This window comes from Nocardioides sp. Z38_18 (genome assembly GCF_058215695.1).
On the sequence record NZ_JBZAJE010000001.1, the window covers coordinates 90,430 to 104,997 of the forward strand.

Annotated in this window: 11 protein-coding genes; 9 read left to right on the forward strand and 2 right to left on the reverse strand. The window is 71.3% G+C overall.

Annotated features, from left to right (window positions below):
* The 7 genes from AC4BGC_RS00430 (at position 1) to AC4BGC_RS00460 (ending at position 6,965) form a co-directional block, all read left to right on the forward strand.
* Positions 1 to 576: a hypothetical protein gene (locus AC4BGC_RS00430; RefSeq protein ID WP_490553905.1), complete on the forward strand. Its 576-nt coding sequence runs from the start codon at positions 1 to 3 to the stop codon at positions 574 to 576.
* 189 nt (positions 577 to 765) lie between these two features.
* Positions 766 to 1,869 carry an ABC transporter ATP-binding protein gene (locus AC4BGC_RS00435; RefSeq protein ID WP_490553906.1) on the forward strand — a complete coding sequence of 368 codons (1,104 nt, stop codon included), beginning with the start codon at positions 766 to 768 and terminating at the stop codon, positions 1,867 to 1,869.
* Positions 1,866 to 2,561 (forward strand): ABC transporter permease, encoded by a 696-nt coding sequence (locus tag AC4BGC_RS00440; RefSeq protein WP_490546708.1) that lies wholly within the window; start codon positions 1,866 to 1,868, stop codon positions 2,559 to 2,561. The genes AC4BGC_RS00435 and AC4BGC_RS00440 overlap by 4 nt, the downstream gene beginning before the upstream one ends.
* The gene (locus AC4BGC_RS00445) at positions 2,558 to 3,349 is read left to right on the forward strand and encodes an ABC transporter permease (protein ID WP_490546707.1); all 792 of its coding nucleotides are present in this window, start codon (positions 2,558 to 2,560) and stop codon (positions 3,347 to 3,349) included. Before AC4BGC_RS00440 ends, AC4BGC_RS00445 begins: the two co-directional genes overlap by 4 nt.
* 56 nt (positions 3,350 to 3,405) lie before the next feature.
* Entirely contained in the window at positions 3,406 to 4,353 is a 948-nt protein-coding gene (locus AC4BGC_RS00450; protein ID WP_490553907.1) for a glycine betaine ABC transporter substrate-binding protein, read from the forward strand.
* A 97-nt stretch (positions 4,354 to 4,450) separates the two neighbouring features.
* Positions 4,451 to 5,464: a dTDP-glucose 4,6-dehydratase gene (gene rfbB, locus AC4BGC_RS00455; RefSeq protein ID WP_490546705.1), complete on the forward strand. Its 1,014-nt coding sequence runs from the start codon at positions 4,451 to 4,453 to the stop codon at positions 5,462 to 5,464.
* A gap of 73 nt (positions 5,465 to 5,537) precedes the next feature.
* Entirely contained in the window at positions 5,538 to 6,965 is a 1,428-nt protein-coding gene (locus AC4BGC_RS00460; protein WP_490553908.1) for a hypothetical protein, read from the forward strand.
* Between the two features lie 21 nt (positions 6,966 to 6,986).
* Here the strand turns inward: AC4BGC_RS00460 and AC4BGC_RS00465 are convergent, their stop codons facing one another.
* A complete protein-coding gene (locus tag AC4BGC_RS00465; RefSeq protein ID WP_490553909.1) occupies positions 6,987 to 7,742 on the reverse strand; it encodes a class I SAM-dependent methyltransferase in 756 nt (251 codons plus the stop codon).
* Positions 7,743 to 7,832: 90 nt separating this feature from the next.
* Between AC4BGC_RS00465 and AC4BGC_RS00470 the strand changes: the two genes are divergently transcribed.
* Positions 7,833 to 9,620 (forward strand): glycosyltransferase family 61 protein, encoded by a 1,788-nt coding sequence (locus AC4BGC_RS00470; protein ID WP_490553910.1) that lies wholly within the window; start codon positions 7,833 to 7,835, stop codon positions 9,618 to 9,620.
* A 30-nt stretch (positions 9,621 to 9,650) separates the two neighbouring features.
* On the opposite strand, the gene AC4BGC_RS00475 is transcribed toward AC4BGC_RS00470, so the two are convergent.
* Entirely contained in the window at positions 9,651 to 13,250 is a 3,600-nt protein-coding gene (locus tag AC4BGC_RS00475; RefSeq protein ID WP_490553911.1) for a bifunctional glycosyltransferase/CDP-glycerol:glycerophosphate glycerophosphotransferase, read from the reverse strand.
* An 81-nt stretch (positions 13,251 to 13,331) separates the two neighbouring features.
* On the opposite strand from AC4BGC_RS00475, the gene AC4BGC_RS00480 reads away from it, so the two are divergent.
* Complete coding sequence (locus tag AC4BGC_RS00480; RefSeq protein WP_490546700.1) at positions 13,332 to 14,423, forward strand: glycosyltransferase family 2 protein; 1,092 nt, start codon at positions 13,332 to 13,334, stop codon at positions 14,421 to 14,423.
* The last annotated feature ends 145 nt before the right edge of the window (positions 14,424 to 14,568 follow it).

Here is a 14,568-nt window from a genome sequence, read left to right on the forward strand (position 1 = left end):
ATGGCCGCCCCGCGCACCCGCATGCGCCGTCGTCAGCGCAGTGTCCGGCTCACCGTGGCGATCTCGCTGCTCTGCGTGGCCACGGCCGCGGTCCTCGCCTCGCTGCCGACCCAGTCGCCGCTGTGGCTCAGCCTGGCCTCGGTGACCTCGCTGGTGCTGGGGTGGACCGCCGTACGCATCACCTGGACCGAGGTGCTCCAGTCGCGGCGCGAGAACGCCAGGGACCGTGCCGCTGCTGCGGCCGCCTACAAGACGCTGTTCAGCGAGAGGGCGGCCGAGCACGCCGAGTTCACCACCGCGATGACCGAGCGCCTGGCCGAGTCCCACCTGTGCCAGCGCGAGCTCGAGGGCCTGCTCACCCAGCACGAGACCCGGGCCCAGCGTGCGGAGTCCCGGCTCGCGCAGGCCGAGGAGCGGGTGCACGTGCTCGAGGACAGCATCGCCGTGCTCCGCGGCGAGAGCGCCGTCCCCGTCTCCGACCCGCTCGTCGAGCTGGTCGCCTGGGACGCGCAGCAGAGCGCCCAGCGCTCGGCCCAGCAGCAGGCTGAGACCCAGGTCACGCTGAAGCAGGCCTGAACCCTCTCCGACGGCGCGGTCGGCGAGCGGTCTGGGAGACTTCCCGAACGTGAGCCCGGAATGCGATAGTCGGCGCACGGCAGCAGCCGAGGGCTCACCGAAGGTGCGTGTGGCCTTCCGCCGCGTCGGCGCCTCCGAGAGGCAGGACGCCTCACCGGGCCCGGTCCCCGAGCAGGAGGAGACCCGAGGATGATCCGCTTCGACCGAGCCACCAAGCGCTACCCGGACGGGACCGTCGCGGTGGACGAGCTGGACCTCGAGGCGCCGACGGGGGAGATCACCGTCCTGGTCGGCCCGTCGGGATGCGGCAAGACCACCTCGCTGCGGATGATCAACCGGATGGTCGAGCCGACCTCCGGCAAGATCTGGCTCGACGGGACCGACACCGGCACCATCGCGGCCCACGAGCTGCGCCGGCAGATCGGCTACGTGATCCAGCACGCCGGGCTGTTCCCACACCGCACGATCCTGGACAACGTGGCGACGGTGCCCTTCCTGCTCGGCACCAAGAAGGCCACGGCCCGGGCGCGCGCGATGGAGCTGCTGGAGCGGGTCGGCCTCGACCCTGCGTTCGCTACCCGCTATCCCGGTCAGCTCTCCGGTGGCCAGCAGCAGCGTGTCGGCGTCGCCCGGGCACTGGCCGCCGACCCGCCGGTGATGCTGATGGACGAGCCCTTCTCGGCCGTCGACCCGGTGGTCCGCGAGCAGCTCCAGGACGAGTTCCTGCGGCTTCAGGGCGAGCTCGGCAAGACGATCGTGTTCGTCACCCATGACATCGACGAGGCGATCAAGCTCGGTGACCGGGTCGCGGTGCTGCGCGTCGGTGGGCAGCTGGCCCAGGTCGCCACCCCGGCAGAGCTGCTCTCGCGCCCCGTGGACGCCTTCGTCGCGGGCTTCGTGGGGCGCGACCGGGGCTACCGGGCCCTCGGGTTCACCAGCGCGGGCACGATCGAGACCCACGACGAGGCCACGGTCACGATGGGTGAGCCGCTGCCCTCGGGCGGCGACGGCGAGTGGCTGCTGGCGGTCGACGGGTCCGGTGAGCCGCAGGGGTGGCTGAACCTCGACGACGAGCCGCACGGCTCGGTGGTCGAGGACCGGATGCTCTACCGCGGCGGGACCCTGGCCACCCAGGGCGGCACCCTGCGTGCGGCCCTGGACGCCTGCCTGTCCTCGCCCTCGGGGCGCGGCATCGTCGTCGACGACTCCGGCCGGCTGCTCGGCTCGACCACGGCGAGCGAGGTGCTCGCCCTGATCGAGGCTCCCGCCGGGGTCCCGGAGACGCCGAGGTGATCCCTCTGGACTCCGCGAGCTCGTCGCCGTGGCACTTCTTCGGCTACTTCCTCGACCATCGCTCCGAGGACCTCGGCTACCTGTGGGACCACACCTGGCTCTCGGTGGTCCCCGTCGTGGTGGGGCTGCTCCTCGCGTTGCCCCTGGGCTGGCTCTCCCGACGCCACGGCTGGCTCTACCCGCCGATGATGTCGATCTCCGGACTGCTCTACACGATCCCTTCCATCGCGCTGTTCGTGCTGATCCCGCCGTTGCTGGGGCTGGACCCGCTCAGCCCGGTCCAGGTGCCGATCGCGCTGAGCGTCTACTCGCTCGCACTGTTGGTGCGGGTGGTGGCTGACGGCCTCGGAGCCGTCCCGCAGGAGACCCTGCAGGCGGCCACGGCGCTGGGCTACCGCCCGCTGGGCCGGTTCTTCCGGGTGGAGCTGCCGATGGCGGTGCCGGTGATCACCGCCGGGCTGCGGGTCGCGATCGTCGCCAACGTCAGCATCGTCACGGTCGCCGGCACGATCGGCTTCGACAACCTGGGCCGCCTCTTCGACGAGGGCTTCAAGCTGTCCACGGACACGCCGTACTACCCGCCGATCGTCCTCGGCATCGTGCTGTGCGTGCTCCTCGCCGCCACCCTCGACGGCCTGGTGCTCCTGGCCAGCCGGTTGCTGACCCCGTGGCGACGGGCGGTGAGCGCATGATCGGCTCCGTCTTCGACTGGCTCACCGACCCGGTGCACTGGGAGGGCACGAACTTCGACCCCGGCATCTGGGAGCAGCTCGGCGCCCACCTCGAGTACTCCGCAGTCGCCCTCGCGATCGCCCTGGTCCTCGCGCTGCCGCTCGGGCTCTGGATCGGGCACTCCCACCGCGCCACCTGGCTGGTGAGCGCGGCCAATGCCATCCGGGCCCTGCCCAGCGTCGGCCTGCTCGTGCTGCTGGTGGTGATGATCGCGCCCAACTTCTACGGCCGCACCGACGCCGGCTACGTGATCCCGACCGAGATCGTGCTGGTGCTGCTGGCGATCCCCTCGATCCTGTCCAACACCGTTGCCGGGGTGCAGAACGTCGACCCGGCTGCGCGGGACGCGGCGTACGGCATGGGGATGACCGGTCCGCAGGTGCTGTTCCGGGTGGAGCTGCCGAACGCGCTGCCGCTGATCTTCTCCGGCTTCCGCTCCGCCACGCTCCAGGTGATCGCGACCGCCACGATCGCCGCCTACGTCACGCTCGGCGGCCTGGGCCGGTTCATCTACGACGGCCTCGCGCAGCAGGACTACCCGCAGATGGTGAGCGGCGGGCTGCTGGTCGCGGCCCTCGCGCTCGCGGCGGACCTGCTCCTGGCCGCGCTGCAGCGACTGTCCGTATCGCGGGGAATCACCGGCCGCACGCGTCGTGCGGACCGTGAGGGGTACGACGGCAATGGCGGGGCGACCCCCGACTCGCGCACGGCAGTGCTCGAGCAGGAGCTCACCGCGGAGGCAGCATGACCAGGGCCCGGCTCGCCGAGAAGTTGTCCACCAGTGGAAACCACCAGGAGAAGAACATGAGAACCAAGCTCGTTGCGCTCGCCGCGACCGCCACCGCCCTGACCCTGGGCCTGAGCGGGTGCGGGTCGAGCGACTCGGACTCGGACTCGGGCTCCAAGAGCGGGAGCGGGACGATCGCCTCCCAGATGATCTTCGGCGGGCCGCCGGAGTTCAAGACCCGCACCGACGGAATCCCCGGCCTGGAGAAGAACTACGGGGTGAAGTTCGCGAAGTACACCGTCACCGACGTCGGCGGCCCGGTGACCGTGAACGCGCTCAAGCGCGGACAGGTCGACGCGGTCGACCTGTTCACCACCGACCCGGCCATCGAGGCGAACGACTTCGTGATCCTCGAGGACCCCAAGTCGAACTTCGCAGCGCAGAACATCGTCCCGATCATCAACAAGGACAAGGCGACCGACGGCGTCAAGAAGGTCCTCGACGCGATCTCGGCGAAGCTGACCACCGACGGCGTCGGTGACCTGATCGGTGAGGTCACCAACGAGAAGAAGGAGCCCGCCGCGGTCGCGAAGAGCTGGCTGGCCGAGAACTTGCCGACCACCACCACGGACTCCGCAAAGGACGTGTCGCTGACCGTCGGCTCGGCGAACTTCACCGAGAACGAGATCCTCGCCGAGATCTACGCGCAGGCGCTGGAGGCGCAGGGAGCCACGGTCAAGAAGAAGCTGAACATCGGGAGCCGGGAGAAGTACTACCCGGCACTGGAGTCGGGCTCGCTCGACCTCTTCCCCGAGTACACCGGCACGATCCTGACCTTCATCGACAAGAACACCACCGCCACCAGCCCCGAGGACGTCTACGCCGCCCTGACCAAGGCGCTGCCGGCGAACCTGGTCGCGCTGGAGCAGTCGGAGGCCCAGGACAGCGACGCGGTCGTGGTCACCAAGGAGACGGCCGAGAAGTTCGACCTGAAGACGATCGCGGACCTCGCCAAGAAGGGCTGAGCCCGCACGGCCCCACCACGGGACCACTGAGCGGCGGCGCCGGGCCCACGGGGTCCGGCGCCGCCGGCGAGCGGGGCCGACCGATAAAGTGCGGCGCATGCCTTCGTCCTTCCTGGTCACCGGTGGTGCTGGATTCATCGGTTCCAACTTCGTGCGTCACGTGCTCGAGCACACCGACGCCCACGTGACCGTGCTCGACAAGCTCACCTACGCCGGGGACCGGCGCACCCTGGAGGGGCTGCCGCCCGAGCGGCTCGAGCTGGTCGTGGGCGACATCGCGGACCCCGCGCTGGTGGGGGACCTGGCCGCCAGGACCGCCGCCGAGGACGGGGTGCTGGTGCACTTCGCGGCGGAGTCGCACAACGACAACTCGCTCGACGACCCGTCGCCGTTCATGCACACCAACCTCACCGGCACCTTCACCCTGCTCGAGGCCGCCCGGCGTCACGACCTGCGGATGCACCACATCTCGACCGACGAGGTGTACGGCGACCTCGAGCTCGACTCGCCGGACAGGTTCACCGAGGCCACGCCGTACAACCCCTCGAGCCCGTACTCCTCGACCAAGGCAGGATCGGACCTGCTGGTCCGCGCCTGGGTGAGGTCCTTCGGGGTGCGCGCCACGATCAGCAACTGCTCGAACAACTACGGCCCCTACCAGCACGTGGAGAAGTTCATCCCGCGCCAGATCACCAACCTGATCGACGGCATCCGGCCGCGGCTGTACGGCGCCGGCCTCAACGTGCGCGACTGGATCCACGCCGAGGACCACAGCTCCGCGGTGCTGCGGATCATCGAGCGCGGCGAGATCGGCCAGACCTACCTGATCGGGGCCGACGGGGAGCGGAACAACCTGGAGGTCGTCCAGGCCCTGCTGCGCCTGATGGGCCGCCCCGAGGACGACTTCGACCACGTCAACGACCGGGCCGGGCACGACCTGCGCTACGCGATCGACTCCACCAAGCTCCGCACCGAGCTGGGCTGGGAGCCGGCCATGACCGACTTCGAGAGCGGGCTGGCCAGCACGATCGAGTGGTACCGCACCCACGAGGACTGGTGGCGCCCCCGCAAGGCCGCCACCGAGGCGAAGTACGAGAAACTGGGCCAGTGAGCGAAGGGTGCAGACCCTGATTCTCGGTTAGCCTGATCGGGCGTTCCTGCACCCGAGCTACAGGAGTCCGCCGATGCACGTTCAGGTCCCCGTGCTGTGCGAGAGTCTCGACGACCTCGCCCGCACCTCCGGTGCCCTCGACCTCCAGCAGGTCCCGCTGCCGGACTTCTCGGTCACCTACGTGGTCCCGGAGCTCGACCCGGCGTCGCGGGAGCGACTCGAGGACCTCGTCCGGAAGCGGCCGAACCTCGAGGTCGTCACCGTGGAGGCCGACGGCTGGGGTCCGGCGATGGAGCGGGTGGTGACGCACAGCCGTGCGGACGGCCTCCTGGTGATCAGGATCGGCGACCTGCTCCATCCCGAGGCGATCGCCCGGCTGACGGCCGTGGCGGAGCAGGGCCACGACCTCGTCGTGGGCCGCCGGGTCGGGCAGGCGACGTGGGGCGCAGAGGCCTCCGGGGGACCCGTGGCCGTCGCCCTGGTGTCGGCCTCCCTGGCCGCCGGCGTGCCCGTGCCGTCCGCCGAGTCCGCCGCCGGCTGGCTGGACGGCTGGCACGAGACGCTGCTCGCCGAGGCGAAGAAGGTCACGGCCCTGGAGGACTACCCGGTGCTGGCCGCCTCGCAGACTGGCGGCGACGCCGGCATCGAGGACGAGGTCACGGTCCGGGAGCCGAGCGCGACCTGGGACGGCGTCGACCTGGTCCTGGGCGCCATCGCCTCCGTGACGTGGCCCGAGGCGGAGTACCGCTTCGCCGTACGCGGTCAGGACGGGATCGAGTACGCCGTGCCGACGCAGGCCGAGACCACCACGGACGGGGTCGTGCTCAGCGGGCGGCTCGACGTGGGGACCGCTGCGCTCGGTCACCCCCTCGACGAGGGCGACTGGCTCGTCGGGGTCCTCGCCACCGCACCCGGGCACAGCGCCTGGTCCCCGCTCCCGCGGACCCGGCTGGCCGCGGGCCTGATCAGCGGACGTCCGGTGGTGCCGACGCTGCAGAGCGACGACCTGCTGCTGCAGGTGGACCGGGTCCGGCGCCGCTACTTCAAGCCCGACCACACCGCGGCGCGGATCACCGAGTCGGTCGAGGGCATCGAGCTGGTGCTGCCGGTCCGGGGTCCCCACGTGGCCCGGACCGACGAGCTGGCGGGCTCCCTGCTCCTGGGCGGCCTGAGGATCCCTGCGGTGCTGCGGACCGACGCCGAGGGGACGCACCTCCAGGCGTGGCTCTCCGGGCTCGCCGGCCGCTACCCGCTGTCCGTCGCGTTCGGGAACATGAAGCCGGCGCCGCTGGGCCTGACCCTCGCCGTGGACGGGGTGGGCTCCATGTCCCTGGAACCCACCTCATCGCCCACCTCGGCGCCCGGCGCGACGCAGGAAGCGGCCGGGACGTCCGGTGCGGGTGTCCTGGTCCGGGTGCGCAAGGCGGTGCCGGGCCCGGTGGTCGCGGGCCTGCGCAAGGTGCCCGCGCTGCGCAGGTGGTACGGCGACCGGGTCGGCTGACCCGGAGAGGCTGCGTGCTGGTCAGGCGGGGACCCGGCCCGCGAAGGCCGGGCCCAGGCTGGTGGTGAGCGCCTGGTTGAGGTCGGTCCGAAAGCTCGGGTTGCCCTCACGGGACTCGCGCAGCACGTCCCAGAACCCCGAGTCCAGCACCCGCTGGGGTGACGAGACGCTGGTGCGGTCCAGCAGGAGCTCCGGCACGTCCTGGGGGTCCGGCCGCCGCCTGCTGGCCAGGATCGCCTCGAAGTTGTCCGCGAGCACGGTGCTGCCCGGGTCCAGCCCCATCACCAGCAGCAACCCGGTCGGGGTGGTGTTGACCGGCACCACGGATAGCTCGGGGCGGTACTGGGCCAGCACGTCGAGGATCGGGAAGACGTCGCCGGTCCACTCCGTCGTGTGCCGCTCGCGGGCCGCTTCGTCGACCGAGCGCGGGAGGACGTCGTCGAAGACGATCAGGGACTGCTCCGTGCAGTGCCGCTCGGTGTTGATGAAGTCGCGAAGGGCGAACTCGAAGAGGTGCAGACCGTCGATGAAGGCCAGGTCGAAACGACGCCCGCCGGTGGGCTCGAGAGGGTCCTCACGGCTGAAGTACTCGTCGCTCGTCGTACGGATCAGGGCGTAGTCGCCGTCGAGCGGCGTGACGATCTTGAAGCCGGGGTCGATGCCCACGGAACGGCAGGAGGAGAGCCGGATGCTCTTGCCCTCGGCGACGCCGATCTCGAGGTAGGTCTGCGGCTGCAGCCGAGCGTGCATCTGCGTGAAGAAGTCGAGGTAGTACATGCACAGGGACACTAATCCGAGACACGGTGAGCCGGATAGACCCTGGACGCTGCGCGCTACGTTTGGCGCTCTCGCGTGTAACCATCTGCCATGCCGCTCATCCGTTCCCCGTTGCTGCGCAGGTTCACGCCGGTCCAGCTCGCACGTCCGTCCGTCCAGCCGCAGGTCCACGAGGTCGGTCCGCGTCTGGCGGCCTACCGCCGCGCGCTGGCGGGCCTCCGGATCGAGACCGTGGCGATGGTGGCGGGTCCCGGCGACCTCGACGCGCTGTACGCCTCCCTGCGCGAACTGCTCGACGGCGCCTCGGTGACCGGGTTCGTCCTGGGTGAGGGGTCGGACGAGAAGCCCGCCGTGCCCGGGGAGCGCGTTCCGGAGGTGCCGTGGCCGCGGCACCCGGTCGCGACCTCGCCCGAGCTGCATCAGCTGATGTCGAGCTCGGGCCCCTACGACCTCGTCGTCGAGCACGGCTCGACCTCCCAGTACGAGAAGCGCCGCCTGCTGAGGTGGCTGCTGGGCCACGTCCGCTCGGGTGGGGTCTACGTCGTCGACGACGCGGCCTCGGTCTGGTCCGACGACGGGGCCGACGTCACCGGGGGCAACGTCGTCGAGCTCGCCTGCCGGCTGGCGCAGGCCGCCGGTGGCGCAGCCGCACCCGCCGCGGGCCTGGACCCGTTGGATCGCGAGCTCGCCAGGACGATCGAGAGCGTCGAGGTCTCCCGGGACCTCGTCGTCGTACGGCGTCGTGGCGAGGTGAGCATCAAGGTCCGGCACACCGAGCTCGAGCCGATCCTGCGGCGCCGGGAGGGTGCCGACTGGTCCCGCGTCGTGCGCAAGATACGCCGCACGGTCGTCGATTCCAGCGCCCTGGGCCACCACAACGACGAGGAGCAGCGGGCCAGGCGCTACCCGGTCAGGTTCGGGGTCCCCAAGCTCCTGCTCCGCGAGTACGACGACGTCGTCGCCCTCCCCGCGGGGCTGCTCGTCAAGGACAACCTGGTCCTGCCCGACTCCTTCCGGCTGTGGGGTGGCCCGATGCAGACGCGGACCCGGCTGCGCGACACCTCGCACTACTTCGTGCACGCCCCAGACGTGTCGTCGCCCGACCGGCTCGTCGGGCAGTACTACCACCTCGACCACGAGTACCCCGCGCACTTCGGCCACTTCATGACCGAGCGGCTCGGCAGGCTCTGGGGCTGGCCGCAGGCGAAGGCCGCCAACCCCGGCCTCAAGCTGCTGGTCAGCAAGGTGGTGCCGTTCCAGCTCGAGCTGCTCGCGGCCTTCGGCATCCCGCCCGAGGACGTCGTGGTCTTCGACGGGGCGGTGCGGGTCGACTCGCTGGTCGCGGCGATGCCGATGTACCACATCGGGCGCTACGTCAGCCCGCAGATCAGGGACGTCTACAGCCGGCTGCAGACCGGTGTGGAGCAGGTGCGCGGAGCCGGGCACGAGCGCATCTTCCTCAGCCGCCAGCGCGGGCTCTGGCGCGAGTGCGTCAACGCCGACGAGCTCGAGGCGCTGTTCGCGGCGCGCGGGTTCACGGTGCTGCGGCCCGAGGAGCACACGATCGCCGAGCAGGCGGCGCTGTTCCGGGAGGCCAGGGTCGTCGCCGGCTACATCGGCTCACAACTCTACGGCCAGCTGTTCAGCCGTGAGCACCTCGACGTGATCGGGTTCGTCGGAGCTTCCTACAACTCCAACAACGAGTACCTCCTGGCCACGGCGCTGGGGCACACGCTGCACCAGTTCTGGTGCCCCGAGGAGCCGGTCCTGCGCGAGAAGGACGTCACCGGACGGCCGATCACCGGGATGCACCGGGACTACCGGTTCGACTTCGCGCGCGACCAGCCGGCCCTGGAGCAGCTGCTCGACCGGTTCTGAGCCCCGGTCCGGAGCCCGCTGCCAGTCGGGTCAGGCGGACGGGCCGAAGACGGCGTCGACGACGCGGCCGGTGGTCCCGGTGTCGTCCCAGGGGGTGAACCGGTCCCGGAAGGCGGCTCGGGCCCCTGCGTAGTCCTCGGGGGCGTGTTCGTCGCCGGAGAGCGCTGCGTCGCGCAGGTGCTGGACCAGTGCCTCCTGGTCGGCGAACAGCGGGCCCGGGGCGGTCGCCTCGAAGTCGAAGTAGAACCCGCGCAGGCGGTCGCGGTAGTCGACCAGGTCGGGCACCAGGAACATCATCGGCCGGTCGAGCAGGGCGTAGTCGAACATCACCGAGGAGTAGTCGGTGACCAGCGCGTCGCTGGCGAGGTAGAGGTCGTTGATGTCGGGGTAGAGCGTGACGTCGATGACCTTCGAGGACCCGTCGCCGGCGACCGATCCCGAGCCGGAGGTGTTGGCGTGCCCGCGGACCAGCACCACGGTCCCCGGCACCGCCTCGACCACCTCGCGGGCGTCGAGGTAGAGGACCTTGGAGTGGGAGCCGCCGGACCTGGCGGTCTCCCGCCAGGTGGGTGCGTAGAGCAGGACCCGCTGGTCCTCGGCGATGCCGAGCCGTCGTCGTACGTCCTGGCGGCGCTCCTCGCGCCCGGGACCGACCAGCGCCTCGTTGCGCGGGTAGCCGCTCTCCAGAAGCTTGCCGTGGTAGTCGAAGGCGCGCGGGAAGATCTCGGAGCAGAAGGGGCTCGGGGAGATCAGGAAGTCCCACACGGAGGCCTCGTAGACCATGGTCCGGCTGTAGGTCACCGAGAGGTAGCGGGTGTCCTCCATGTCGTTCGCGATCCGCTTCAGCGGGGTGCCGTGCCAGGTCTGCAGGTAGACCTGCCCGGGCGCCTTGCGGAAGTAGAACGGGAAGTTCGCGTTGTTGACGACGTACGCCGCACGGCCCAGCAGCTCGTACCACTCCCGGCTCTGGCGGACCACGCCCCGAGTCCCCGGGGGTACGGCGACCGAGCTGTCGGCGATGCTCCACACCAGGTCGAGGCCGGCGTCACGGCGCAGCAGCTCGCGGGCGATCGCGGCGAGCGAGTCGCCGGTGCTGGTGCCGTTGAACGCCTCGAACAGCACGCAGGGCAGCCGGGGGGCGGCGATCGCCTCCGGGTAGACCTCGGTGCGCAGGTGCTGTCGCTGCCGGGGCGAGGCCTCGGACTGCGGGAGCGGCCGGGACCAGACCTCGATCTGGCACAGGTGCGACGTCCCGACCTCGGCGTGCAGGGGCGACTGGTCCACCACCAGGGGCAGGCGCCGGCGCAACGAGGTCGCGGCGAACACGTAGCTGCTCTCCTCGGCGTCCCCGGAGGGAGCCCCGGCGGGGTGGCCGGGAGCGTGATCGGTGGCGTCCGCCGGCTCCAGGGCCAGGAGGTAGAGGCCCGCGGTGAGCGGGGTCCGGCCCAGCCCCCAGGGGTCCTGCTCCAGCGGCAGCTCGACTTCGAAGTCACCCGCGGGCAGCGGGGCCGAGGGCAGGCCGGTGCTGCGGGGACCGCGCAGGTAGAGGTGCCCGCCCGCGGCGGCGAGGGTGGTGCCGCGCACCACGAGCGACCTCTCGCCCTCGATCACCTCGGAGATCGCCGCCGCCGGCAGCGGCTCGCCCACCAGGACGTTCTGCGCCGGGCCCCGGTGCACGAAGCCCCCGACCGCGTTGCTCCCCAGGACGTTCGGCTCCTCGGCCCACAACACGTCGAGCTTCACGCCGGACGCGTGGCGGGTGCGCAGCCGCTGCCCGGACCCGGGCTGCAGCCGGACCAGCGCCGTGCCGTCGCCGCGGACCTCGAGCGGCACCGGGGTGTTGGGCTCGCCGCGGCGGGCGAGCCAGGCCCGCGTGGGCGGGTCCGAGGCAGGGACCTCGAGGGTGAGCTCGAGGGTGGAGTCGTCGAGGACGCGGTGGCTGCTCGACCAGGCCCAGGTGTCGTGGACGAGCAGGCGGTGGCCCGTGTCCACCACCCCGGCCAGCCGCACCATCCGGCCGTTGCAGTTGCGGGGCTCGCGGCTCGCACCGTTGCAGGTGGGGACGACGTGGGTGAGGTTGCTGACCCGCTCGAAGCCGCCCTGCCGCTGGGTGAACTCCAGGAGCAGGCTGGCCTGGCCCTCCGGCGCGACCTTCGCCAGCCAGTCGCCGTCGATCCGCGCCTCGAACCCGGTGTCGGACATGTCCGCGAAGGCCATCCGGGCGAGGTGGTCGAGCTCGAGGTCGGCGTACCTGCTCACCGGCACCTCGAGGCGCTCGCCCTCAGGGGTGACGAGGTGGAGCTCCAGGGTGGGGGAGCCGAAGTCGCGCGGCAGCGGGGCGAGGTACGCCGAACCGCGCAGGACCAGCTCGTGGTCCTCCCAGGTCGCGCCGACCAGCCGGACCACGGGCCGCACGTCCACCTCGTAGATGCGGCACACCCAGTCGGGCAGGTCCTCTTCGCTGATCTCGAAGGGCGGGGCGTAGGCGAGGTGGTCGCCGCGGTCGACGGTCGGCAGCCCGGTCTGGTCGCGCTCGAACCACGCGCGGAGCTCGACGCCGAGGTCGAGCCGGCCGTGGCTGAGCACCCACGACTTCGCCCGGTTGCGGAAGGCGACCCTGCTCCACACGTGCGGGGGGACCTCGGTGCGCAGTCGTTCCAGGCGCCCGAACAACAGCTTCACGTAGTCGGGATCGGCGTTGAGGGCAGCCATCAGGTAGTTGGGGAAGTCGTAGTCCAGCAGCTTGAGGTACCACGTCTCCCGGATCAGCTCGGGCGCCTCGCGCATCATCTCCGCGCACTCCACCTGGCTGCGCAGGCGGTCGCGCAGGTCCGCGATCGAGGACTTCTGCTGGGTGATGGAGCTGCCGTCGAGCCGGGTTCGCCAGATGTAGACCCGCTGCCGCAGGACGTCGAAGGAGCGCGCCGTGAGGTAGGCGCGGGTGATCGGGACCTGGTCCTCGTAGCGGACGCCCTCGACGAAGCGGAAGCCGTTGCGCCTCCAGAACGAGCGCCGGAACACCTTGTTCCACGCGGTGATGTCGAGGAGCAGGTCGGGCTCGTCGACCAGCGTGATCCCGGTGCGGTTGCGTCCCATCGTCCGCCGGACCCAGTTGGGCCTGACCGAGGCGGACTCGTCGCCGCGCTCGAAGACACCGGTGACGAAGTCCGAGCCGCTGCGCCGCAGCTGCTCCACCATCGCCTGGTAGGCGTCGGGCATCACCAGGTCGTCGGAGTCGAAGAACGCGATGAACTCCCCGGTGGCGTGCTCGGCCCCGGTGTTGCGGGCCGCGCCCAGACCGGCGTTCTCCTTGGTGACGATCGAGATCCGGTCGTCGCGGGCGGCGTACTCGCGCACGATGCCGATGGAGCCGTCGGTGGAGCCGTCGTCGACGACGATGATCTCCAGGTCCGCGAGAGTCTGGGTCACCAGGCTCTCCATCGCCGGCCGGATCCAGTCCCCGACGTTGTAGACCGGGACCACCACGCTCAGCGCCGGCCTCCGCCCGGGGAGCCGGCTGGCCACCTTGCCGCGGGCCCGGTGGGCCACTCGGGAGACCCGCCGTGGCGCCCGTCGCAGGCGCCCTGCCACCGCCCGTGCCCGCTTCAGCGGGCGGTCGATCGGGGGCAATCGAGCCTCCTCGGGCGGGTACGGGTGACACACGGATGATAGCCGTCGGGCCTGATCGGCCCCCGCACTAGGATCCCACGCATGTTGTTCCGCCGTCGGGTGCCCGCGCGGCCCGATCCCGTGGTCAGCGTTGTGGTCCCGGTCTACGACGTGGCGGCGTACGTCGAGGCGTGCCTGTCCAGCATCGGCGCCCAGCCGGTCGCGGACCACGAGGTGATCGTCGTCGACGACGGGTCTCCCGACGACTCGGTGGCGATCGTGGAGAGGCTGATGCGTCGTGACGGCAGGATCCGGCTGGTCCGCCAGCCGAACGCCGGTCTCGGTGCGGCACGCAACGCCGGGATCGCACAGGCGAGGGGGACCTTCCTGGCCTTCGTCGACAGCGACGACGTGCTGCCCCCCGACGCGTGGAGCGCCATGCTCGCCTCGCTGGAGCGCACCGGGTCGGACTTCGCCGTGGGCTCGGCCGAGCGCGATGACGGCGTACGCCGCTGGACGACCCCGCTGATGGCGCGCAACCACGCCGTGGCGCGCGCGGCGACGGACCTGGAGCAGGCGCCGCTGATGCTCGCGGACGTGTTCGCGTGGAACAAGCTCTACCGGCGGTCGTTCTGGACCTCGGCAGGCCTCCGCTTCCCGGAGGGGACCCGCTACGAGGACCAGCCCGCCCTGACCAGGGCGTTCGTGCAGGCGCGCACCTTCGACGTGCTCACCGAGGTGGTCTACCGGTGGGCGGTCCGCGAGGATCGCTCCTCGATCACCCAGAAGCGCCACGAGCTCGACGACCTCGTGGACCGGCTGGAGACCAAGCGGGACAGCGCCGGGGTGGTGCGCGAGCACGCCGGCCCCGAGGTGGGCCACGTCTTCCACGCCGAGGTCCTGCCCATCGACATGTGGGAGTACTTCCGCGCGGTGCCGGGCTGCGGTGAGGACTACTGGTCGCTGCTGGTCGAGGGCGTCCGGGAGCTGTGGAACGAGGGCACGGTGCCCTTCGAGGACACCCGCGTGCCGGCGCAGCAGCGCCTGATGGGGTGGCTGGTCAGCCACGACAGGCGCGAGGACCTCGAGGCGCTGCTGGCCTGGATCGACGCGAACCGGCCGCTGCCGGTGGCGGGCGGTGAGCTCGACCATCCCTGGCGCGGGCGGCCGGGGGTTCCCGCGTTCCCCGTGTGACCCACACGACGCCACGCCGCCCGGGTGGTTCTGACCGGTGAGCGGGCGACGGTACGTTGGCGGTCGGTGCCTGCGCCGGGACCGCGGTCGACGGTGTGCAGCGCTGCGTGATTTCTCGGGGACCGGAGGACGGATCGAAGTGGAG